Genomic DNA, 21,448 nt, shown 5'->3' with positions numbered 1-21,448 from the left:
GCGCCGGGGTCAGCGTCGAGTGCTCTCGAGGCGGGTCAGGAGTGCGCGGTCTGCGGCGCCGGCGCGGCCGGTGAAGCCGCCGGCGCCTGCGGAGCCGGTGCGGCGGCCGGAGCTTGCGGAGCCGGTGAAGCGGCCGGCGCTTGCGGAGCCGGCGAGGCCGGCCGCGCCTGCTGTTGACCGCCCAGCAGGCTGTTGAGGATGCCGAGGGTGCCCTGCACACCCGCGGGCGGCGCGGTGGAGGGCGGAACGGCGTCCGGCGTCAGCTGCCAGGGCTGGCAGCCCGAAGTCTTGAACGCCTTGTCGCCCGGATCGATCTGCACTACCTGCGGCTTCTTCGACATGGCGTTGTCGATCAGGGCGCCGTCCGGGTTGCCGGTCCGCTTCCAATAGCAGGTGCCGTTGTCGACGGGACCCCCGGAGCTGTAGATGCCCGGCGCAATGTCAGTTCCCACCGCGTAGATGCCGTCCTTGTCGATGGACGTTTTCGGCCCGGCTGGTTCCGGCGGGGGACCCGGCGATGGCGCCGCTGACGCGGCCGGTGCCGGCCCGGGCGCCGGTCCAGGTGTCTCGTCCGGATCGGCGCTGGCGACCACGGTGGACGCGGCCCAGCCCGCGACCATCAGGCTCGCAGCAACCAGCCTTGCCGCAGTAGGTACTCCACCCATAGACATCGAGGGTACCGGGGCCAACAAGCTAATTCATATCGTTGTGAAATCGGCCCTGCGGCAAATACCGCCTAGGCGAGTCGCCGCACTCGGCCCGCGTAACCCAGCGCGTGCTCGTAGGTCTCGAGGTTGTCGCGGGAAATCTTCGCGTGCACCGGGCGTTCGAGGAAGAAACGCAGCACCGGGTTGTAGGCGTGATAGGTCTCGTGGAACGTCAGCACGGTGGTGCCGTCAGGCTGCTCTTCGAGCCGGTGATATCCCTCGGCGCGTGACCACAGCGGGGCACCGACGGCCACGTAGCGCGACAGCTTGTTGAGTTCTGCCTCGGTCACCGTTTCCCACGATCGCGCCCTGCCGCCGGTCAGCAGGTATTTGGGCACTTCGAAGATGCAGGTACGGACCAGGCCCTCACCGGCTTCGTTGCCCTCGTTGAGGATTTCCATGCTGCCGGTGGGCCAGGTGAGCACCCGCGGGCGGGGGGCGTTCGGTGGCGCCGGCGGATGCAGCACCCGCCAGACTTTCCGGGGCGGAGCATCGATGTGGAATCGCACGGTGTAGGACTGCATCAGCTCTCTCCCCAACCGTCCCAGAACGTGATGGTCTTCGCGGGGGGCCGCTTGGCCGGCCGGAAGTCGGTGCCGATCGTGTAGGCGACGGGGAACAGCGCGGCCTGCGTGACGGTGGGCGGAATGCCGAGCAGCTCGGCGACCTCCTGCTCCTTGAATAGATGCATCGTCGTCCACACCGATCCCAGCCCCCGCGAGCGCAGCGCCAGCAGAAAGCTCCAGCCGGCCGGGATGATCGATGCCCAGGCCGCCGCCGCGATGCCCAATTCTGCGCCGTCGATGCGCTGTTCGATACACGGAATGACGTGCACCGGCACCTCGGCCAGCGTCTCGGTCAGGCTCATCGCGCTCTGGTACACCCGCTGGGTCTGAGGGTCCGTCGCGTTGTCGGCCGCGTACGCCAGGTATTGCGCGCCAATGCTGCGGTATATCTCGGCGATCGCGGCTCGCTTGTCCGCATCGGTGATCACCAGCCAGCGCCAGTCCTGCGTGTTACTTGCGGTGGGCGCCTGCATCGCCAGCTGGATGCACTCCAGGATCACCTCGCGACTTACCGGGCGGGTCAGGTCGAGGCGTTTGCGAACCGACCGCGTGGTGCTCAGCAGTTCGTCGACGGTGGCGATGTCCATTGGTTCCTTCCGAGTCGTCAGAGGTCGATGGCGCAGGACTGGTCGACGCCCAGCACGCTCAGTGAGCGCCCCAGGCCGAGGAATACCGCAACGCACAGCGTGAGATCCAGGATCTCCTCGTCAGAGAACGACTCCCGAAGTCGTTGAAAGAAGGCGTCATCCAAAGAGGCGTGGTCGGTGGCGAAGCGCTCGGCGTACTCGATGCAAAGGCGTTGGCGCGGCGTGTATCCCGGGTAGCCGGCGTACGCGGCGACATTGTCGTACAGCTCGGGCGCCACACCGGCATCCAACACCGACTGGGCCCGAAAATCCGAGCAGGCCACGCAGTCGTTGAGCTGCGCGATGCGCATCCGGGCGAGCTCCCGCTCGTCGGCGGGAAGGATGCTCTGCTGATAGGCGCCGCGGATCATGTGTTCGACCATGCCGCCGAGTTCCGGCCGTAGCGTCCAGATCATGGCGGCTTCGCCCCCGGGGCCATCCGGCACGTTGAGACGGGCCATCAGCGAACTCCTGCCCGCGAAAATTAACTACCGAGCTGAGCAAACCAGACTCGTCGCGCGGCTGTCTAGGGCGCGCCGTCCCGGTTGAGGATGCGCTTGGCTTCACCGACCATGTCGACGACGATCTCGGCGGCGGGACGGACCTCGCGGATGCGTCCCACCCCCTCGCCGATGAGTATGGCGGCGGCGTCGAAATCCTCTGCGGCGACGGCTTTTTGGTAGGCGACGATCACTCCGGGCAGTTGCGCCGACAGCTCCGCCTCGTTGCCGTGCCAGGTGTCCAGGAAGGCGTTGCGCAGCGCCCGCGCATCGTATCCGGTGGGCCAATCGAGGCGGCGCACAACGTCATAGACGCGGCTGCGCATGGTGTCGTCGCCGCCCGCCGCCACGGCGCGCTGCTGGGCCCGTGGTGAGACCAGCGCCTCCGGCGTCGCCCAGAACCGGCTTCCCACGACCGCGCCATCGGCGCCCAGCGCCAGCGCCGCCGCCAACCCGCGACCATCGCCCACGCCGCCCGCGGCCACCACCAAGGTGTCGGGCGAGCGATCCGCCACGAAATCGACGACCTCGGGCACCAGGGTGAATGTCGACCGCACGCTCATGCCATGGCCGCCGGCCTCACTGCCCTGAGCCACGATGACTTCCGCCCCGGCGTCCAAGGCCTGGCCTGCCTGATCGAGGTTCTGCACCTGCGCGAGCAGGGGAACGCCCGCAGCGTGAATGCGGTCGGCGAAAGGCTGCAGCTCGCCGAACGACAGCATCACTGCGGCCGGCCGCTGCTCCATCGCTATGTCGAGCACCCCCGGGTTTCGGGCCAGGCTCCAGGTGATGAAGCCGTATCCGACCCGGGCACCCTCGGCCCGGTCGATCTGGGCCTGCAGCCATTCGGCGTCGGGATAGCCCCCACCGATGAGGCCCAGGCCGCCCGCCCGCGTCACCGCCGCCGCAAGCCGGCCCCCGGAGACCAGCGCCATCGGCGCGAGCACGATCGGCTGCTCGATTCCGAACGACTCGGTGAGGCGTGTGGTCAAACCCATGGCGATGCTCACTTGAGCTCACCGGTGAGGAACTGCGCCCTACCGTGGCCGAAAGACCAATCCTCGTCGCCGTTTTCGGTGACCGAGACAGTCGGGTCGGCGCGGTCGAGCCCGCATCGATCGGCGAGTCGGGATGCCAGCAGCGCATAGAACTTCTGCTTGAGCTCGCGCGGACGTCGCCGGCTCACCACGTGCAGGACCACCTGGCGAGACGAACGATCGTCGACGGGCGTACGGCCCTCGATGAGGTCGATATACAACAGCGGCGCTCGAAATGCCGTACTGCGGCGCTTCGTTGATGGGGCCGCGGCAAGCGCGCAAGAGACCTGAGAGCTCACACCCGACGCACCACCGATTCCAGGAACGGCTCCGCCACGGCCAGAAAGCCGGCGGGGTCCGACGAGAAGACCACATGCCCGGTATCGAGGACCTCGAAGCGGGAGCCACGGATCGCTTCATGGGTGGCGCGTCCGGCCCGCAGCGGTATCGCGATGTCCTTCTTGCCCCACACGATCAGGGTGGGGGCCGACAGCTCGTCGACGCGGTCGCGCAGATCGACGCGGTCGCGCAGATCGTGGCCGGGTGCGGCGAAGCTTCTCCAGAGGCCGGTGACGACGCGGATACCCTGGTCCGTCCTCGCCGCCGCGATCGCACGCTGGACGATCGCTCGATCGTTGTCCGTCTTGGCCTTCATGTAGCCGCGGATGAACGGTGCCGCGACCCGGCGGTGTACCGCCGGAGTGCCCAGCGCCCGGCAGAACATGCGGGTCAGCGGGTTCAACCGCACAAACCCACCGCTGTTGACCAGCACCAGGCCGGCGACGGATTCGGGACGGTTGACCGCCAGCCGCGCGGCAGCGAATCCGCCGACCGAGTTTCCGATCAGGACCGCCCGCGTTATGCCCAGCCCGTCGACGACGTCTTCGAGCACGTCAGCGAAGAGTGGGGCACCGGGCTTGACGGTGGCGTCAACCGGATCCGAATGCCCGTGCCCCGGCCAATCCACCGCGATGGTGCGGTAGTGCCGGGCCAGCGCGTCGACGATCGGGTCGAAGTCGTGCCGGTCGTGCAGGATCGCGTGGAGCAGTAAAACCGTTGGGCCACTGCCGACTTCGCTGTAGGCGACTCGCCCGGCCCTGGTCTGAATGGTCGACATGAGAGCTCCCTTCCTGGTTGACCGACTGGTCGGTCAAGAATTACGCTACAACCAAGCGGACAGTCATGACAAGGAGGAAAGTGATGGCACAGGCTCCGCCTCTCGAGGCGCCGTTAACGGAGAAGAACCTTCCGTCGACCACAAGCGCTGGATCACCTACCAGCTCATCGGCATGATCGACGTCTGCGAACAGTACGGGGAGACGCTGGCGCGCCGCAGCCAGCGCAAGGCCGGGCTGCGATGAGGCCACCCGAACCCGGCCGCACCGCGCTGCTGGACGCGGGACAGCGCCTGCTGTCGACCGCCGACCTGGCCAGGATCTCGGTCAACGCGATCGTCGCCGAGGCCGGCATGGCGAAAGGCAGCTTCTACCAGCACTGGCCCAGCCGCAGCGAATATGTACGCGCCCTGCATGCCCGGTTCCACGACCAGCTGGAAGAAACGATCACCGCCGCGATGGCTGATTTGCCGCCCGGGCTCGATCGGCTGCGAGCCGGAGTGAACACCTATCTGGACGGGTGCCTGGCCGAACCGGCAACCAAAGCGCTGCTGGTTCAATCGCGCACCGAGGCCAGGCTGAGCGATCTGGTTGCGGCACGCAATGACAGCGCCGCCGCGTTGATCATGCCAGACCTCGCGGCACTCGGATGGGTGCCACCGGAACCGATCGCGGCGCTGCTGGTCGCCGCGGTCGCCGAGATCGCGCTGGTCGAGCTGGCCGCCGGTAAACGCGACCGGCAATTACGCCGGGCGCTGCTTCGACTGGCCACCCGAACCCCTACCGGTTAGGCGAGCGGTGCCAAACCGGAGCGCACCAGGTCCAGGCTCGCAGTCACGTCCGCGCCGAGGTCGCCGGAGCAACCTCTGCGGCCCCAATTCTCCACTGCCGCAACGAGAGCCGCTGCAATCGCGGAGCCCGCTACCTCGGCAGCCAGGTCGATGTTCGCCAGATCCGGATTCCGCTCTCTGACGAAGTCGGTGAGCACGTGTGCAAACGAGGACTGCACGACCCGCAGGTGACCGGCGATCCGCTCCGCGCTGATCAGCTCGGCACGGGCGGTCGCGGCCTGGCGCACCACTTCGAGGTCGTGCGGGAAGGCGGCGACGCTGGCGAGCACCGCGTCGAACAGTGATTCCGAGGCCGGGCGCTGGGCAAGCGCTTCGGACAGCCACTCCAACTGGGTCTCGTAGTCCTGGAAGAGCACGGCCTCCTTGGTCGGGAAGTGCCGGAAGAAGGTGCGTTCGGTGACACCGGCCTCGCGGGCCAGCTCGGTAACGGTGACGTTCGCAAACCCCTTGTGGGCGAAGCTCTTCAACGCCGCTCGGCGAAGTGCCTCATGCGTCGATCGTCGTCGTTGTTCATGACGGTTGCCCGGGGAGGTCATCTCAGCGGCGATCGTATCCCAGGCAAGCGGGTCACGACTGGCATCTTCCAATTATGTCAGTACTGACATATCCTTGGCACGCGATCACCCGGCGGAGGCGGAGGGCCGACATCATGACCAACACCGAGTACGACGCAATCGTGGTGGGCGCCGGGCACAACGGGCTGGCCGCCGCGGCGATCCTGCAACGCGCGGGCCTGCGCACTCTGTGCCTGGAGGCCAACACCTACGCGGGCGGCATGGCCGCGACGGTCGAATTGATCGACGGCTTCCGGTACGAGATCGCCGGTTCGGTGCAGTTTCCCATGGCGAGCCAGCTCACCAAGGACCTCGGCCTGGACACGCTGCCGGCTGTGGAGCCCGACGTGATGTCCATCAACATCGGCGAACACGGCGAAGAGCCGATGATCTTCTACCGCGACCCGATGCGGCTGATGACGCATCTGAGCGAGAGGCACGGGCTCGAGGCGGTCACCGGCATGGCCGAATTGATCGGCTGGAGTCAGGGGCCGGCGAAAGCGTTGGGCCGCTTCGACGTCCGCCGGCCGCCCAAGACCCTCGATGAAATGTATGCCTGCGCGGCCGACGACGCCGAACGCCGGGCGATTCACGAGATGCTGTTCGGCTCGGCCATGGATGTGATCGACCGCTACCTGCCCGACAAAGACAAGCACGCGGTCATTCGCGGGATGCTGGCATTTCTGGCCGTCAACTCGACCTACCGCGGCCCGTACACACCGGGCAGCGCAACCTGTTTGGCCTTCGCGTTAGCCGTGCCCCAAGACGCGGCCAACACCGCGATGATGACGAAGCTGAAGGGCGGCATCGGCGCACTCACCGAACACCTGCGCGAGCTCTTCATCGCCCACGGCGGCGAGATCCGGTTCCGCACCAAGGCCGAGGAGATCCTCGTCTACCACGGCAAAGTGACCGGTGTGCGACTGCGCGACGGATCGACGATCTCGGCGCCGATCGTGTTGTCCAACCTGTCGCCGGATATCACGCTCACCGAACTGATCGCACCCGAACACGTTCCGGCACAGCTCGTCTCACGCATCTCCGGCCGCGACCACCGGGCCTCGTTCGTGCAGATCCACTTCGCCCTGGACGGGCTGCCCGAATTCGCCCCGCCGTATGAGTTTCTCAACGCCGACGGCATGCAACAGTCGGTCGGAATCTTCGGATCACCCGAATCCCAGCAGCTGCACTGGGAAAACTGCCGACGGGGCATCGTTCCGGACAACCCGTCAATGGGAATGCAGATCCCATCGGTGCACGACCCCGGCATGGCGCCGCCCGGCAAGCACGCGGCGAGCGCGTTCGCCTACGCGTTCCCAGTCGAGGCCCGCCGCGACCAGCACGGGCATCTGAAAAATGAGATGGCGCAACGGGTTATCGACAAGATCACCCGCCTGGCGCCCAACTTCAAGGACATCGTGATACGCCACATCACGTTCGCGCCCTACCACATGAACACCATGTTCGGTGCGCCCTCGGGCGACTTCTGCCACGGGCTACTGCACCCCGACCTGATGGGTCCCAACCGGCCCGGCCCGAAGGGCTTCCTTGATATGCCCATCGGAATCGATGGCCTCTATCTCGCCGGCGCCGGATGCCATGGCGGACCGGGCATCACCTTCACACCCGGTTACAACGCCGCCTATCAGGTTCTCGACGACGCGTCCTGAGCCTTCAGGGTTTGCAGCCGGGTTCCAGGGGAAGGGTCGCGCCGGTGGATTGGAGCGACAACAGATACAGGTAGGTCGCGAGCGAATGTTCGCATGACACCGTGTATTTGACCAGCGTCTCCGGAGGCCAGGGAACCAAGCGGACCGGGATGAGCTCGACCGGATTGAGGACATGCTCGTAGTCGAGGGGCGGGGGCAGCGCGGGGACGATGTCCAGGCGGTTTGCGACGCGCCACGAGTTTTTGACTACCTGGTCGAATGTGCCGGCGAACAGCGAATCGCCGGTGCGTGGACTGCCGTAGGTGTAAACGGCCGGATTGGTAAACGTCGTGTTCGCGGCCACGTCAAGGGCGAGCAGTGTCGCCAGGGCCCCTCCCAGGCTGTGCCCGCAGATCGTCACCGAGCCGACGGGTTGAGCGAACGGAAGGTTCCCGAGGGCGTTGACCACCGTCGGCGAACCCGGCGTGGCTCCGGTCCGCAGGGACTCGTACATGTCGGTGAAGCCGTCTTCCGTGTGGCCGGCGCCGGCCAGGAACGGGCATGGCACCAGGAGAAAGTCGGCGTCGTGGATCCATTCCAGCCATCCCTCGGTGCCGCGGATTGCGATCGCGACGTCGCCCGTCTTGTCCTCCTGGCAGATCAGCCCGATGGACACTTCGTCGACGCCGCGGGCCGGGTTCATGTCGGTCGCCAGATCGTTGGCGTAGATCGTGGTGACCACCGTGTAGTCGACGCCGCCGGCGCTCAAGGCTTGACCGGCCGCGTTCGTCAGATCGCCGGGCGGCGTCCCGTAGGTCAGATTGACCAGCTGGGCGAATTGTATTGCCTGCGTTACGTCTAACGTCGATGGCGTTGGCATGGCGGGCCCACTCGGGTTCAGCCGCCGAACGTTCCGGTGAGTTGCGCCTGCGCATTCGCGGCGCCGGCGATCGTCTGCGCCGCCTGAACGCCGGCCAGGCCGCGGGGCAGTTGATAGTCATTGGGCAGCTGGTAGAGGGTGAACCGGTAATGATGCGTGCCGGTTCCGGCCGGGGGACAGGGACCCTTGTACGCGGACTGGCCCGCCGTGTTCGGCAGGGCGCTCGCCCCGGCCGGGGTCTGACCATCGGCGGTGCTGCCGGAGCCGGGGGCGATCCCCACGACGACCCAGTGGATGTACAGGCCGTTGACGGCGTCGGGGTCGTCGGCGACGAGAGCCGCACCCAGCGGCGCCGACCAGGCCAACGGCGGCGCGATGTCGGCGCCTTTGCAGGTGTACTGCACCGGAATCGGAGCACCGTCGGCGAAAGCCGGGCTGCTGATCGTCAATGGCGCGTCCCCGGGCGCGTTCGGCGCCGTGCGGCCGAGGGTGGTGATCTTCGGCGTCGACGGTGTGGTCTGGTGGCTATGACCTTGGCCGCCGCAGCCGGCCAGCCCCGGCGCGATCGCCAGGGTACCGATGATCGCCGCGATCCGTTGAAGCGTGCCCGCCGGCGTCGATTCCATGGATAACAGTCTGACTCGCGCGCCCCCGGTGGGGAAGGACCCGATTTTCACCCGGGCGCGGGGACGTTACTTGCCGCGCTTCTCGACTTCGAGCACCCGTTTGCGCAGCCCCTCGGTGGCCGTGTCCATCAGGCTCTTGGCCCCCTTCTTGACCAGGAACCCGGGCACGGGCGCCACCAGGTCCACCGTCAGCTCGAAGTGAACCCGGGTGGAGTCGCCTTCGGGGGTGAGCGTGTACCGACCCTCCTGAGCGCGTTGCTGTTTGGCGCTGATCAGGGTCCAGCCCACGCCGTCGTCGTGAACTGTGTAGGCCAGCTCCTGTTCGTCGCTGACGCCGACGAGTTTGACGACCTGTCGGGATCTGGTCGGGTGGTTCTGGTCGTCGCGCTCGAGCACTTCGACCTTCTTGTGGGCCGGCGACCACTCGGTCAATGACTCGATGTTGAACAGCACATCCATGATTTCGTCGGGCGTCGCCTCGATGACGACTTCACGGGAATCGGTGATAGCCATGTCGGGGAAATAGCCAGTGCGGTGCGGCTCGAAACCGGCCGAACAGCCGCGTCACTGACCTGGTTGGGCACCAATCCGAGCGAGCCGGGGCAGGACGACGTCGCGCCATCCCGGCCCCATCCGCTCGAACGCCTGCGCCATGCGCTTGTCGTCGAGGTCAAAGCCGCTGTGTTCCAAGAACACTCGGGTACCGTCCCCCTCGGCTTCCAGCCGCCAGGTCAGTGTCCAGGCGGCGGTGAACGTGTAGACGAATCGGTGCGGCGGCTCGACCTCGAGCACCGTGCACGGCTGCTTGCCGTAGCCCGGCATGTCGAGAGTGAACTGGTGTCCCACCACCGCAGCCACCTGCCCCTCGGCCCACCACAGCTTCATCAGCGCGGGTTCGGTCAGCAATCGCCACACCGTGGCCGGTGGCGCCGCCACGAATTGATCCACCCGGATGGTCGCGAACCGTGACGTTTCGGTCATTTCAGCTCCTCTGCTACCTCGGCGAGCTTGGCCAGTCGGGCACGCCAGAACTTCTCGAAGGGATGCAGCCACTCGCCGAGCTCGGCCAACGGCTCCGCGGTGAGGCGGTAGATGCGATGGCGCCCGTGCGGCTGGTCGGCTACCAGCCCCGCGTCACGCAGCACCTTGAGGTGCTCGGCCACTGCGGGCCGGCTGAGCTCGAACCGTTCGCTGAGTTCCCCCGCCGACAGCGGCTGGTCGAAGAGGATCTCCAGCAGTTCGCGCCGCACCGGGTTGGCCAAGGCGAGAAAGACGCGATCAACACTGGCCACATCCGCCAACTTATGTCGGACATTCCCGATATGTCAACTATTTCCGACATAACGGCGCGGGAGAAAGGGGCGGTGACCGGAAGCCGGTGCGGCTACCTTCCTGGGTGTGCATCTCGCTTGGGAACGACTGACCGGCGGTGTGCATCGCTGCCGGCTCCCGTTCTGCGACGTGACCATCGGGCTGGTGTGGGGCAGTGACGGGGTGTTGCTGGTCGACACCGGAACCACGCTCACCGAGGCGGCCGCGATCGACGCCGACGCCCGGCTGCTCACCGGGCACCCCGTGAACCATATTGTCTTGACGCACAAGCACTTCGACCATGTGCTGGGTTCGTCGCTGTTCACCGGGGCGCGGGTGCACTGCGCCCCCGAGGTGGCTGAATACCTTTCCTCGGCTACCGACCAGCTCCGTGTGGACGCCCTGCGGCATGGCGCCGACCCCGCCGAGGTGGACGCGGCGATCGCCGCGCTGCGGCCCGCGCACAGCGGCGGCTACGACGCCGTCGTCGACCTCGGGGACCGGACGGTGGCGATCGCGCATTTCGGCCGTGGCCACACCGCCTCGGACTTGGTGGTGGTCGCGCCCGGGACGGACGACGGCGAGCGGGTCGTGTTGTTCACCGGTGACTTGGTGGAGGAGTCCGGCGACCCCGCGATCGACGCCGACTCCGATGTCGCGGCCTGGCCCGCGACCCTGGACCGGCTGCTGGCGGTCGGTGGCCCCGACGCGATCTACGTTCCGGGCCATGGCGACGTCGTCGACGCGGGGTTCGTCCGGCGCCAGCGGGACTGGCTGGCCCGTCGTGCGGCAGCGCCGTGATCGGCACCATGCCGAAAGGGATTGTCTCCCAAGGCATTGACGTCCCACGACGGCGCGGCGCCACGGCCGGCGAGCATCCCGGACAGCGAACGATCCGCGCCGATCGCCGGCCCGCCGCCGAAAAGCTCGCGCAAGTACAGGGTGCGGCAACAGTTTTGGCTCGAGTCCTTCGACCCCTGATTGAACTGCCGTTCCCGGGGATAGACTCACGTTCAGTGGAATCGTGCTGAAGAGGAGCGTAGACATGGCGATCATTGATAGGGACACGCAAGTCCGGCCATCGTTTGACGACGAGGTCGCTGCCACGCAGCAATACTTCGACGACCCGCGCTTTTCTCGCATCACGCGCCTCTTCACGGCCCGCCAGGTAGCGGAGCAGCGCGGCACCATCCCCACCGACTACACCGTCGCCCGCAGCGCGGCGGCCGCGTTTTACGAGCGGCTGCGCGAGCTGTTCGCCGAGAAGAAGAGCATCACCACGTTCGGCCCGTACTCGCCCGGCCAGGCCGTCGCGATGAAGCGCATGGGCATCGAGGGGATCTATCTGGGTGGTTGGGCGACGTCCGCCAAAGGCTCCACCACCGAGGATCCCGGACCCGACCTCGCCAGTTACCCGCTGAGCCAGGTGCCCGACGACGCCGCGGTGTTGGTGCGCGCGCTGCTGACCGCCGACCGCAACCAGCAGTACCAGCGCCTGAACATGAGCGAGCAGCAGCGGGCCACCGCCACGGAATACGACTACCGGCCGTTCATCATCGCCGACGCGGACACCGGCCACGGTGGTGACCCGCACGTGCGCAACCTGATCCGCCGGTTCGTCGAGGTCGGCGTGCCCGGGTACCACATCGAGGACCAGCGCCCCGGTACCAAGAAGTGTGGCCACCAGGGCGGCAAGGTGCTGGTCCCGTCGGACGAGCAGATCAAACGCCTCAACGCCGCGCGCTTCCAGCTCGACATCATGAAGGTGCCGGGGATCATCGTCGCGCGTACCGATGCCGAGGCGGCCAACCTGCTCGACAGCCGGGCCGACGAGCGCGACCAGCCGTTCCTGCTCGGCGCCACAAACCTCAACATCCCGTCGTACAAGTCGTGCTTCCTGGCCATGGTGCGCCGTTTCTACGAGCTGGGCGTCAAGGACCTCAATGGTCACCTCCTCTATGCGCTGCCGGAGGGGGAGTACGCCGAGGCCGGCGCCTGGCTCGAGCGTCAGGGCATCCAGGGCGTGATCTCTGATGCCGTCAACGCCTGGCGCGAGAACGGTCAGCAGTCGATCGACGACCTGTTCGACCAGGTCGAGTCGCGGTTCGTGGCGGCCTGGGAGGACGACGCCGGGCTGATGACCTACGGCGAGGCCGTGGCCGAGGTGCTCGGATTCGATGCCAGCGAGGGCGAGCCGGCCGACATGAGCGTCGACGAGTGGCGAGCCTTCGCCGCGCGCGCGTCCCTGTACTCCGCCAAGTCCAAGGCGAAGGAGCTCGGCGTCGACCCCGGTTGGGACTGCGAACTGTCCAAGACCCCGGAGGGCTACTACCAGATCCGCGGCGGCATCCCGTACGCCATCGCCAAGTCGCTGGCGGCCGCGCCGTTCGCCGACATCCTGTGGATGGAGACCAAGACCGCCGACCTGGCCGACGCCAAGCAGTTCGCCGACGCCATCCACGCCGAGTTCCCCGACCAGATGCTGGCCTACAACCTGTCGCCGTCGTTCAACTGGGACACCACCGGCATGACCGACGAGCAGATGAAACAGTTCCCCGAGGAACTGGGCAAGATGGGCTTCGTCTTCAACTTCATCACCTACGGCGGTCACCAGATCGACGGCGTCGCGGCCGAGGAGTTCGCGACCTCGCTGCAACAGGACGGAATGCTGGCGCTGGCCCGCCTGCAGCGCAAGATGCGCCTGGTCGAATCGCCTTACCGCACACCGCAAACCCTGGTCGGCGGCCCGCGGAGCGACGCGGCACTCACCGCGTCCTCAGGTCGCACCGCGACCACCAAGGCGATGGGCGAGGGCTCGACCCAGCATCAGCACCTGGTGCAGACCGAGGTGCCGAAGAAGCTGCTCGAGGAGTGGCTGGCGATGTGGAGCGAGAACTACAACCTCGGCGAGAAACTCCGCGTGCAACTGCGGCCCCGGCGGGCCGGCTCGGACGTGCTCGAGCTGGGCATCTACGGCAACGACGACGAGCAGCTGGCCAACGTCGTCGTCGACCCGATCAAGGACCGGCACGGCCGCAGCATCCTTCAGGTGCGCGACCAGAACACCTTCGCCGAGAAGCTCCGGCAGAAGCGGCTGATGACGCTGATCCACCTCTGGCTGGTGCACCGCTTCAAGGCCGACGCGGTGATCTACGTGACGCCGACCGAGGACAACCAGTATCAGACCGAGAAGATGAAATCGCACGGCATCTTCAGCGAGGTCTACCAGGAGGTCGGCGAGATCATCGTTGCCGAGGTGAACCGGCCCCGCATCGCGGAGTTGCTGCAGCCCGACCGGGTCGCGCTGCGCAAGCTGATTACTAAAGAAAATTAGCCAGCGGGTCGACAGCGGCCGCCACATCGACGCATGCGGCGGCCGCTGATCGCTGCTATCGACCCAGGCCGGCCGGCTTTCGCGGGCGGTCGGTCCACGGCGCGCACCATGGCCGTCGCGCGCGCGTCCGCTCGACATCGGTTCGCCACCGTACGCGCTGCCAAGAATTTACCTTGCGAACAGTTGCACAAGTGTAGGATTTAGCTTGTAACAAAAGTGCGTTCAGATTTAACAAATACGCCGGAGCCGAGAGGAGTGCCTGATGAGAACCCCAATCAAGAAGGCGATCACCGTGTGCGGTGGTGCGGCAGCGGTTGTTTTGACGGTCGGATTCGGTGCCGTCGGTGTTAGCCCGACGGGCAGCGCATCGACGGCAGCGACGCATCCGTCACCCGGTGTCACGACGACGAAGCCCGGCACACCCGCGCCAGGCGAGCACGTCGCCATGCTCGCCGGTTGCATCCCCGGAGCTAATTGCTAGCCGATCACCGTTCGCGATGGCCCATCACACCGGCGTGATGGGCCATCTTCGTCCGGTGCAATCTCGGCGCCGAAATCTGTTTGCGCGGCTGCGCCCTGGGGTACGGAAAAGGGGGCGGGGCGAAGTGACGCAAGTGGCGATTGGGGGATCTGATGAGATCTGGACCGAGGACGACGGTCGCGCTGTTCGGCGGTGCAGCCATGCTCGTGCTGTCGGTCGCCTGCGGCGGCGGTCATAAAGGCGGCCCGAGCAGCACCACCACCCCGACGACCACCCCGTCTTCCAGCGTCGCACCCACGACTGCACCCGGCGGCGGCGAGCCCGGCGGCCCGAATGGCGGCGGCGGCCCCGGCGGTGGCGGCGGCGGTGTGCCCGGCGGCCCGACCGGTGGCGGCGGCCCCGGCGGAGGCGGCGGCAGCATTCCCGGCGTCGGCGGTGGCGGTGGCGGACCGGGCGGCGGTGGCGGTTGCGTCGGCAACGTCTGCGGCGGCTACTGATCGCCGAGCCGCGTTGAGCCGGCGCTGAAACGCACCACAAAGACTTGTTTCCCTAGCCGGTGGGGCCGGGATTACCTGGCCCCATCGGCTGAACCCTTCTGTCGGGCCTAGGGCGAGCCCGTGATTCGAGTTATGGTTCTCCGCAACTCGGATGCAAGGGGACTTCAATGTCGAAGCTCAGGTTCGGATACTTCATCGCCCCGTTCCACCGCGCAGGCACCAACCCGACGCTGGCCCTGCAGCGGGATCTGGCATTCGTCGAGCATCTCGACGCCCTCGGCTTCGACGAAGTGTGGTTGGGCGAACACCACTCGGCCGGCAGCGAAATCATCAGTTCCCCAGAGATTTTCATCGCCGCGGCCGCCGAACGGGCGAAGCGGATCCGGTTCGGTACCGGAGTCATCTCGTTGTCGTATCACAACCCGCTCTGGGTCGCCGACCGGCTGATGCTGCTGGATCACCTGACGCACGGCCGCATCATCGGCGGTGTGGGGCCCGGCTCGCTGCCCAGCGACTCGTCGATGATCGGACTCACCCCCACCGACACCCGAGAGCTGCTGGAAACCAACCTCGACATCGTCGTGCGATTGCTGGCCGGGGAGACGGTCAGCGCCAAGACCGCCACCCACCAGCTCTTCGATGCCAAGCTGCAGCTTGCCCCCTACTCCGACGGAGGGATCCCGCTGTCCGTCGCCGCAGTCGCGTCACCGACGGGCGCGCGGCTGGCCGGCAAGCACGGCATCGGCCTGCTGTCCATCGGGGCAACCCTGACCGTCGAGGGTTTCAATGCGCTGTCCTACCACTGGGGCATCGTCGAGGAGCGCGCCGCGGCCTTCGGCACGCAGGTAGACCGCAAGAACTGGAGCCTGGTCGGTTTGTTCCACCTCGCCGAGACCGAGAAGCAGGCCCGTGAAGAGGTCAAGTTCGGCATCGAGCCGTGGTTCCGGTACTTCCAGAAAGTGGCCGCGTTCCCGCAGATGACGATGCCCGGCGAGCAGCTCGACGAAATGATCGACGTCATCAACGACAACGGTGCGGGCGTCATCGGCACGCCCGAGCGGGCGCGCGAACAGGTGCAGCGGTTGTGGGATCAGTCCGGCGGTTTCGGCTGCATGCTGCAGATGGGCCAGGAGTGGGCCAACCCGGCCGCCACCCGACGGTCCGCCGAGTTGTTCGCCGCCGAGGTGATGCCGCACTTCCAGGGGCTGGCGCAGCCGACGCTGGACGCCGCCGCGCGCGCCGGCCAGGCTCGCGAGAACCTCGCGCAGTCGCAGTTGGACGCCGTCGCGCACATGACCAAGAAATACCAGGACGAGGTCGACGCGAAGTAACGCTGCACACCTGTCCGCGCGAATTCCCTTTGCGGCCCGCGCATTTCGCCGGGATGCGGCGTGGCTTTCGACGACGGCCGGGTCCGGCGACCTTCCGACGGCCGCACGGGCTTCATATCAAGGCGACAGCCGCGCCCCAGGGGGCAGCTAAGAACGCGGCGCATACCTGGAAGATGACCGCTAATACCCCTCACCCCACGATCGCCGGCGGACGCCGCCGGCCACTACTGCGCCTCACTCTCGCGGGCGCCGCGACCCTGGCCGTCCTGGCCGTCTACGACGCGGCGCAGCTCCCGACCCCCGGAACGACGCTCGGATCCAGATCGGTGCGCCTGACGGACATGGCCTTTTCACCCCAGGCGCCGCCGGGCCTCACCGGCGGCGGCCTCGCGGCCGATGACGGCGACGACCAGGCCCGGCTGCAACAGCAGCTGAATCAGCAGCAGCTGCAGCAATCGATGCAACAGGCAGAAGAGCAAAACGAGCAGGCCCAGCAGCAGTTCAATCAGGACATGCAGCAGCAACAGACCTACGAGAACCAGTTCAACAACCCGTAAATCGTGAATCCAAGCGTGGCGGCCGCTCTGCGCGGCCGTCATGCGCCATGCGAGAACCTAGCGGCCGCCGGTGGATTCGCGATCGGCCGCCTTCACCAACCGGCCCGCGAAAAACCGGACAGCCCCGCCCATGGCGGCGCGCATCAGCGGGCCCGTCCCGCGAACGCCTTCGGTGAACGAGCCGGTCCAGCGGATGTCGGTCCCGCCCGACGCATTCGGCGTGAGGACCACCTCGCCGCCATAGTCCTTGGCCGGGGTGGCCGGGCCCACCAGCTTGTAGGCGTGGCGACGGTCCGGCTCGTACTCGACCGTCTCCTCCTGCACGTAGACCGGCCACATGCCCACCTTGCGGATGGCTCCGACGCCGCCCGGCGCGGGATCGCCCTGGCGAGCCCAACTCGAGTGCATGACAATCGGCTTGGCCCACTGCGACCAGTTGGCGCCGTCGGCTACCAACCGGAACACCGTCGCGGGGGGCGCGCTGCTGGTACGGGTGATTTCGAAGGAAAAGTTCCGGCCCGGCATGACAACTCCTGGTGGTAGCAGACGGACGGCCCTGGACGCCGCTCGCCGTAGGCTACCGCTCACGCCGGGCGTCGGCCGGGTCGGGTGGATCGCCGCTGTCGGCCCGGTGATCGAACGTGTGCCGGAAACGGCGAATGCGCCCGCCGCTCTTGATGTTTGCCGATTCACCGCACGGGGACCGTCGCAACGGCTTGCCTAGACTGCAGCTATGGATCGCGGTTCCCGGCAGGTCGGCCCAGGTGTCGATGGCCTACTTCGGATCGAGGACTGCCTGGATGCGGCCGGCCGGGTCGTGCTGCCGCCCGGGGTCAACCTGATCTCGCTCATCGACCGCAACATCGCGAACGTCGGTGACACCGTGGCGTATCGCTACCTCGACTACAGCCATTCGGCCGACGGGGACGCCGAAGAGGTGACGTGGAGCCGGTTCGGCGTCCGGCTGGAGGCCATCGGCGCGCGCATCCAGCAAGTGACCAGTCACGGTGAGCGCGTTGCGGTCCTCGCGCCACAGGGCATCGACTACGTCGCCGGCTTCTACGCGGCGGTCAAGGCCGGAACCATCGCGGTGCCGTTGTTCGCCCCGGAACTGCCCGGGCACTCCGAACGGCTTGAGACCGCGCTGCGCGATTCCGCGCCGACCGTCGTACTCACGACGACGCCCGCCCTAGAGGCGGTGGAGAAGTTCCTGGCAGGTCACCCGCATCTGCGGCGGCCGCGGGTGATCGCCATCGACCAGATACCGGATTCGGCAGGGGAGTCGTTCGAGCCCACCGAGCTCGGCATGGACGACGTCTCACACCTGCAGTACACGTCGGGTTCTACCCGGCCGCCGATCGGCGTCGAGATCACCCACCGCGCGGTGGGCACCAACCTGGTGCAGATGATCCTGTCGATCGACCTGCTGGACCGAAACACCCACGGCGTCAGTTGGTTACCGCTCTACCACGACATGGGTTTGTCGATGATCGGCTTCCCGGCTGTCTACGGCGGCCACTCCACGCTGATGTCTCCCACCGCGTTCGTCCGCCGGCCCCAGCGATGGATCCAGGCCCTGTCCGACGGGTCGCGGCAGGGCAACGTCGTCACCGCCGCACCGAACTTCGCCTACGAGTGGGCCGCGCAGCGCGGCCTGCCGGGCAGCGGTGCGGACATCGACCTGCGCAACGTCGTGATGATCATCGGCTCCGAACCCGTCAGCATCGATGCGATCAGGACCTTCAACAAGGCGTTCGCGCCGTACGGGTTGCCGCGGACCGCGTTCAAGCCCTCCTACGGCATCGCCGAGGGGACGTTGTTCGTCGCCACCATCGCCCCCGACGCCGAGGCGACGGCGGTGTACTTCGACTCAGAACGGCTGGGCGCCGGACACGCGGTGCGCGTCGACGCGGATGATCCCAACGCCGTCGCGCAGGTGTCGTGCGGCCAGGTCGCGCACAGCGAATGGGCCGTCATCGTCGACCCCGCCACCGGATCCGAATTGCCGGACGGCGGGGTGGGCGAAATCTGGCTGCAAGGCAACAACGTCGGTCGCGGCTATTGGGGGCTGCCGGACGAGACGCGGCGGGCGTTCGGTGCCGAGCTGCGATCCCGGCTCGCCGAGGGCAGCCACGCCGGCGGCGCCGATCCGGACCGCTCGTGGCTGCGCACCGGCGACTTGGGCGTGTACCTGGACGGTGAGCTGTACGTGACCGGCCGGATCGCGGACCTGGTGACGATCGACGGCCGCAACCACTATCCGCAACACATCGAGGCCACCGTCGCCGAGGCGTCGGAAATCGTCCGGCGCGGATACGTGACGGCGTTTTCCGTGCCGCACGGCGATGACCCGGATGCCGCACGGCTCGTCGTGATCGCCGAACGCGCCGCGGGCACCAGCCGTCAGGATCCGCAGCCGGCGATCGAGGCGATCAGCGCGGCAGTCGCGCAGCGGCACGGTCTGACCGTCTCGGACGTGCGTCTCCTGCCGGCCGGCGCCATCCCACGCACCACCAGCGGCAAGCTGGCCCGCAGGGCCTGCCGGGCGGAGTACCTCGACGGCAGCCTGGGCGCCCGCTAACCTTCGGCACCGGGGGGTCCGGGGATCCTTCGGCTGCGCCGACCCGGACACCGGCATCGGGTTCGCCTACGTCATGAACCGCCTCGGGTTTCACCTGTGGAGCGATCCGCGTGAACTCGCGTTGCGGCAGGCATTGTTTCGCGATGTGCTCGGAGTGCGCCCGCAGAGTTGACCGAACCCCGGCCGCCGGGGTGGCATCCTGGCCAGGTGGGCGTGATATTCCGGTTGGCGGAGTTGTTGATCTTGATCCTGCCGCTGACGGGCGCGATCGTCGCCGCGGTGCGCGCATTCGGCGCCTACCGCCGGCGCACCGACGAGCGGTCGCGGCAAATCGACCGGACACCACTACCCGAGACGCCCGCGGCGGATGGGGCCGGCATGAATCAGGCGGCCCAGTGGCGCTCGATCCGCCGCGTTCTCGACGAGCACGGCCGCACGGACGCGCGCTGGCTCGAGTACGAACTCGACGTCGCCAAGCTGCTGGACTTCCCCATGATGACCGACATGCGCGACGCAAACACGATCGCGTTCCACAAAGCCAAGCTGCGGGCCGACTTCCTGCGCCCCGTCAAGGCCGAGGATCTGCTCGACGACCGCGACGGCGCCGCGCGATACATGGCCGCCGTCGAGGACTACGTCACCGCGTTCAACGCCGCCGAGGCCGAAGCGATCCGCCGGCGCCGCAACGATTTCTCCCGGGCGGATCAGCAGCGAATTGCGCGGGCGCAGAGCCTGTTACGGGTCGCGGCCGACCCCGCGGCGGCGCCGCACGAACGCCAGCGCGCCTATGACGTGGCCCGCAACGAACTCGACGGCCTGCTGGTGCTGCCGTCGGCGACACAGGCGAACCTCGAACGCGGGATATCCGGCGAGCTGGAGTGATAGCCGACCGGGCTAGGGACAGGTATATCCGCCGTCGATCACGACGTCCGAACCGGTCATGTAGCTGGAAGCCTCGCTGGCCAGATAGACGTAGAGGCCGGTGAGCTCTTCGGGGCGGCCGATGCGCCCGAGCGGGATTTTCGGCTCCCACTGGCGGTGGTACTCCGTCAACGGCTCGACGAGTTCGGTGAGGATGTAGCCGGGGCTGACGCTGTTGACCCGAATGTTGTGCGGCGCGAATTCGACCGCCATGGCCTTGGTCAGGTGGATGACGGCCGCCTTGGAGGCGCAGTAGTGGCCGACCTGTTGTGGGACGTTGATGATGCTGCCCGACATCGAGGCGGTGGTGATGATGACGCCGCCGCGCCCCTGGGTCACCATGGCCCGGGCCGCCGCCTGCGCGGTCAGGAAGACACCGGTGACGTTGGTGTCCTGGATGCGCTGGAATTCTTCGGGCGACATGTCGAGCATCGGGACGACGTCGATGATGCCGGCGTTGCAGACCGCGATGTCGATGCCGCCCAGCTCCGCGATCGTCCGGTCCACCATGCCGGTCACCTGGTCGGGCCGGGTCACGTCGCATCGGATCGGCACCACCTTGCCGTCACCGTCCGCCGCCAGCTCGCCTGCGATGCGTTCCAGCGCCTCAACATTCCGCGCCGCGATGGCGACGTCGGCGCCGGCCTGCAGGTAGGCCTGGGCGACTTTCCTGCCGATGCCGCTGGACGCCCCGGTGACCAACGCCCTCTTGCCTCGCAGGCCGAACAAGTCCATCACGTTCATCCGATATCCCCATTCATACGAGCGACCCAAAACCGGAACACGTTCTAGTGTGTCCGCATGGGCAAATTCAGCAGGGCAGAAATCGACGAAGCCGTCGATAACTACACCAAAGTCGTCGAAGGGTGCAGCGCTTCGGGCGACTGGCGCCCGTTTGCGGACCTCTTCACCGAGGACGTCGTCTACACCGAGCACCACTACGGCGTCTTTCACGGGCGCGAGGCGGTCCGCGACTGGATCGTCGCGGTGATGGCGCCGTTCCCGCACATGCGTTTTCCCAATGACTGGGTCGCTCACGACGAGGACAACGACGCCGTCGTCGTCATGATCAAGAACCTGCTGGATCACCCGACCGATCCGAACGGTCAACCGTTTTGGTTTCCGAACTGGACCCGGCTGGTGTACGCCGGCGACGGGCTGTTCTCCAGCGAGGAAGACATCTACAACCCCGACCGGGACGCTCCCGGCGTCGTTGCGGCGTGGATGCAAGCAGGCGGCCAGCTCGCCACGACCGACATCCTGCAGCCCGGCGCCTAGCGTCAGAGAGCGATAGTGCTTGCGCGCGAAGCGCTATCACCGGCGC

At 67.3% G+C, this 21,448-nt stretch carries 27 protein-coding genes and 1 pseudogene; 13 read left to right on the top strand and 15 right to left on the bottom strand.

Features of this window, described 5'->3' with window-relative positions; genetic code table 11:
- Positions 1-35: 35 nt before the first annotated feature.
- The 7 genes from A5760_RS13145 to A5760_RS13115 all read right to left on the bottom strand — a co-directional run bounded on the left by A5760_RS13145 (position 36) and on the right by A5760_RS13115 (position 4,553).
- Positions 36-665 carry a hypothetical protein gene (locus tag A5760_RS13145; protein WP_082279453.1) on the bottom strand — a complete coding sequence of 210 codons (630 nt, stop codon included), beginning with the start codon at positions 663-665 and terminating at the stop codon, positions 36-38.
- A gap of 71 nt (positions 666-736) precedes the next feature.
- Positions 737-1,231: an SRPBCC family protein gene (locus A5760_RS13140; protein ID WP_064881363.1), complete on the bottom strand. Its 495-nt coding sequence runs from the start codon at positions 1,229-1,231 to the stop codon at positions 737-739.
- Positions 1,231-1,860, bottom strand: a complete 630-nt coding sequence (locus tag A5760_RS13135) for a nitroreductase family protein (protein ID WP_064881361.1) — start codon at positions 1,858-1,860, stop codon at positions 1,231-1,233. Before A5760_RS13135 ends, A5760_RS13140 begins: the two co-directional genes overlap by 1 nt.
- 17 nt (positions 1,861-1,877) lie before the next feature.
- Positions 1,878-2,360, bottom strand: a complete 483-nt coding sequence (locus A5760_RS13130; RefSeq protein ID WP_064881359.1) for a carboxymuconolactone decarboxylase family protein — start codon at positions 2,358-2,360, stop codon at positions 1,878-1,880.
- A gap of 65 nt (positions 2,361-2,425) precedes the next feature.
- A complete protein-coding gene (locus tag A5760_RS13125; protein WP_064881357.1) occupies positions 2,426-3,397 on the bottom strand; it encodes an NAD(P)H-dependent flavin oxidoreductase in 972 nt (323 codons plus the stop codon).
- A gap of 8 nt (positions 3,398-3,405) precedes the next feature.
- Positions 3,406-3,657 carry a tautomerase family protein gene (locus A5760_RS13120; protein WP_231122625.1) on the bottom strand — a complete coding sequence of 84 codons (252 nt, stop codon included), beginning with the start codon at positions 3,655-3,657 and terminating at the stop codon, positions 3,406-3,408.
- A gap of 74 nt (positions 3,658-3,731) precedes the next feature.
- Positions 3,732-4,553 (bottom strand): alpha/beta fold hydrolase, encoded by an 822-nt coding sequence (locus A5760_RS13115; RefSeq protein WP_064881355.1) that lies wholly within the window; start codon positions 4,551-4,553, stop codon positions 3,732-3,734.
- On the opposite strand from A5760_RS13115, the gene A5760_RS13110 reads away from it, so the two are divergent.
- Together A5760_RS13110 and A5760_RS13105 are read left to right on the top strand one after the other, a co-directional pair.
- Positions 4,552-4,797 (top strand): hypothetical protein, encoded by a 246-nt coding sequence (locus tag A5760_RS13110; protein WP_064881353.1) that lies wholly within the window; start codon positions 4,552-4,554, stop codon positions 4,795-4,797. The genes A5760_RS13115 and A5760_RS13110 overlap by 2 nt on opposite strands.
- Positions 4,794-5,342: a TetR/AcrR family transcriptional regulator gene (locus A5760_RS13105; RefSeq protein ID WP_064881351.1), complete on the top strand. Its 549-nt coding sequence runs from the start codon at positions 4,794-4,796 to the stop codon at positions 5,340-5,342. The genes A5760_RS13110 and A5760_RS13105 overlap by 4 nt, the downstream gene beginning before the upstream one ends.
- Here the strand turns inward: A5760_RS13105 and A5760_RS13100 are convergent.
- Positions 5,339-5,938 (bottom strand): TetR/AcrR family transcriptional regulator, encoded by a 600-nt coding sequence (locus A5760_RS13100; protein WP_064881349.1) that lies wholly within the window; start codon positions 5,936-5,938, stop codon positions 5,339-5,341. The two genes, A5760_RS13105 and A5760_RS13100, sit on opposite strands and share 4 nt — an antisense overlap.
- A gap of 113 nt (positions 5,939-6,051) precedes the next feature.
- On the opposite strand from A5760_RS13100, the gene A5760_RS13095 reads away from it, so the two are divergent.
- The gene (locus A5760_RS13095; protein ID WP_064881347.1) at positions 6,052-7,626 is read left to right on the top strand and encodes a phytoene desaturase family protein; all 1,575 of its coding nucleotides are present in this window, start codon (positions 6,052-6,054) and stop codon (positions 7,624-7,626) included.
- Positions 7,627-7,630: 4 nt separating this feature from the next.
- On the opposite strand, the gene A5760_RS13090 is transcribed toward A5760_RS13095, so the two are convergent.
- From A5760_RS13090 to A5760_RS13070, 5 genes are all read right to left on the bottom strand, one after another.
- Entirely contained in the window at positions 7,631-8,485 is an 855-nt protein-coding gene (locus A5760_RS13090; RefSeq protein ID WP_064881345.1) for a lipase family protein, read from the bottom strand.
- A 17-nt stretch (positions 8,486-8,502) separates the two neighbouring features.
- Complete coding sequence (locus A5760_RS13085) at positions 8,503-9,111, bottom strand: YbhB/YbcL family Raf kinase inhibitor-like protein (protein WP_064881343.1); 609 nt, start codon at positions 9,109-9,111, stop codon at positions 8,503-8,505.
- Between the two features lie 66 nt (positions 9,112-9,177).
- Complete coding sequence (locus A5760_RS13080) at positions 9,178-9,624, bottom strand: SRPBCC family protein (RefSeq protein ID WP_064881341.1); 447 nt, start codon at positions 9,622-9,624, stop codon at positions 9,178-9,180.
- 51 nt (positions 9,625-9,675) lie between these two features.
- On the bottom strand, positions 9,676-10,092 hold the full coding sequence (locus A5760_RS13075; RefSeq protein ID WP_064881339.1) for an SRPBCC family protein: 417 nt from the start codon (positions 10,090-10,092) through the stop codon (positions 9,676-9,678).
- On the bottom strand, positions 10,089-10,412 hold the full coding sequence (locus tag A5760_RS13070) for an ArsR/SmtB family transcription factor (RefSeq protein WP_064881337.1): 324 nt from the start codon (positions 10,410-10,412) through the stop codon (positions 10,089-10,091). The genes A5760_RS13075 and A5760_RS13070 overlap by 4 nt, the downstream gene beginning before the upstream one ends.
- A 97-nt stretch (positions 10,413-10,509) precedes the next feature.
- Between A5760_RS13070 and A5760_RS13065 the strand changes: the two genes are divergently transcribed.
- The 6 genes from A5760_RS13065 to A5760_RS13045 all read left to right on the top strand — a co-directional run bounded on the left by A5760_RS13065 (position 10,510) and on the right by A5760_RS13045 (position 16,622).
- Positions 10,510-11,223 carry an MBL fold metallo-hydrolase gene (locus A5760_RS13065; RefSeq protein ID WP_064881335.1) on the top strand — a complete coding sequence of 238 codons (714 nt, stop codon included), beginning with the start codon at positions 10,510-10,512 and terminating at the stop codon, positions 11,221-11,223.
- A 244-nt stretch (positions 11,224-11,467) separates the two neighbouring features.
- Complete coding sequence (gene aceA / locus A5760_RS13060) at positions 11,468-13,756, top strand: isocitrate lyase ICL2 (RefSeq protein ID WP_064881333.1); 2,289 nt, start codon at positions 11,468-11,470, stop codon at positions 13,754-13,756.
- 262 nt (positions 13,757-14,018) lie between these two features.
- On the top strand, positions 14,019-14,237 hold the full coding sequence (locus A5760_RS26690; RefSeq protein ID WP_155764319.1) for a hypothetical protein: 219 nt from the start codon (positions 14,019-14,021) through the stop codon (positions 14,235-14,237).
- Between the two features lie 152 nt (positions 14,238-14,389).
- Positions 14,390-14,734, top strand: coding sequence for a hypothetical protein (locus tag A5760_RS26685; RefSeq protein WP_064881331.1), 345 nt, complete (start codon positions 14,390-14,392; stop codon positions 14,732-14,734).
- Between the two features lie 167 nt (positions 14,735-14,901).
- Positions 14,902-16,065, top strand: a complete 1,164-nt coding sequence (locus tag A5760_RS13050; protein WP_064881329.1) for an LLM class flavin-dependent oxidoreductase — start codon at positions 14,902-14,904, stop codon at positions 16,063-16,065.
- A gap of 173 nt (positions 16,066-16,238) precedes the next feature.
- A complete protein-coding gene (locus A5760_RS13045) occupies positions 16,239-16,622 on the top strand; it encodes a hypothetical protein (protein ID WP_064881326.1) in 384 nt (127 codons plus the stop codon).
- Between the two features lie 57 nt (positions 16,623-16,679).
- Here the strand turns inward: A5760_RS13045 and A5760_RS13040 are convergent, their stop codons facing one another.
- Positions 16,680-17,147: an SRPBCC family protein gene (locus A5760_RS13040; RefSeq protein ID WP_064881324.1), complete on the bottom strand. Its 468-nt coding sequence runs from the start codon at positions 17,145-17,147 to the stop codon at positions 16,680-16,682.
- A 208-nt stretch (positions 17,148-17,355) separates the two neighbouring features.
- On the opposite strand from A5760_RS13040, the gene A5760_RS13035 reads away from it, so the two are divergent.
- The 3 genes and pseudogenes from A5760_RS13035 to A5760_RS13030 all read left to right on the top strand — a co-directional run bounded on the left by A5760_RS13035 (position 17,356) and on the right by A5760_RS13030 (position 20,085).
- Entirely contained in the window at positions 17,356-19,203 is a 1,848-nt protein-coding gene (locus A5760_RS13035; protein ID WP_064881321.1) for a fatty acyl-AMP ligase, read from the top strand.
- Between the two features lie 13 nt (positions 19,204-19,216).
- A pseudogene (locus tag A5760_RS27340) lies at positions 19,217-19,375 on the top strand (EstA family serine hydrolase); the annotation flags it as partial.
- A 35-nt stretch (positions 19,376-19,410) separates the two neighbouring features.
- Positions 19,411-20,085, top strand: coding sequence for a hypothetical protein (locus A5760_RS13030; RefSeq protein ID WP_064881319.1), 675 nt, complete (start codon positions 19,411-19,413; stop codon positions 20,083-20,085).
- Positions 20,086-20,097: 12 nt separating this feature from the next.
- Here A5760_RS13030 and A5760_RS13025 read toward each other — a convergent pair whose 3' ends face one another.
- Positions 20,098-20,868 (bottom strand): SDR family oxidoreductase, encoded by a 771-nt coding sequence (locus A5760_RS13025; protein WP_064881317.1) that lies wholly within the window; start codon positions 20,866-20,868, stop codon positions 20,098-20,100.
- Positions 20,869-20,925: 57 nt separating this feature from the next.
- Here A5760_RS13025 and A5760_RS13020 point away from each other — a divergent pair, with 57 nt between their 5' ends.
- On the top strand, positions 20,926-21,402 hold the full coding sequence (locus A5760_RS13020) for a nuclear transport factor 2 family protein (RefSeq protein WP_064881315.1): 477 nt from the start codon (positions 20,926-20,928) through the stop codon (positions 21,400-21,402).
- The last annotated feature ends 46 nt before the right edge of the window (positions 21,403-21,448 follow it).

This window comes from Mycobacterium colombiense (assembly GCF_001665835.1).
GTDB classification, from domain to species: Bacteria; Actinomycetota; Actinomycetes; order Mycobacteriales; family Mycobacteriaceae; genus Mycobacterium; species Mycobacterium colombiense_A.
The sequence above is the reverse complement of the archived record's forward strand: the minus strand, read 5'-3'. Positions and strand labels throughout refer to the sequence as shown.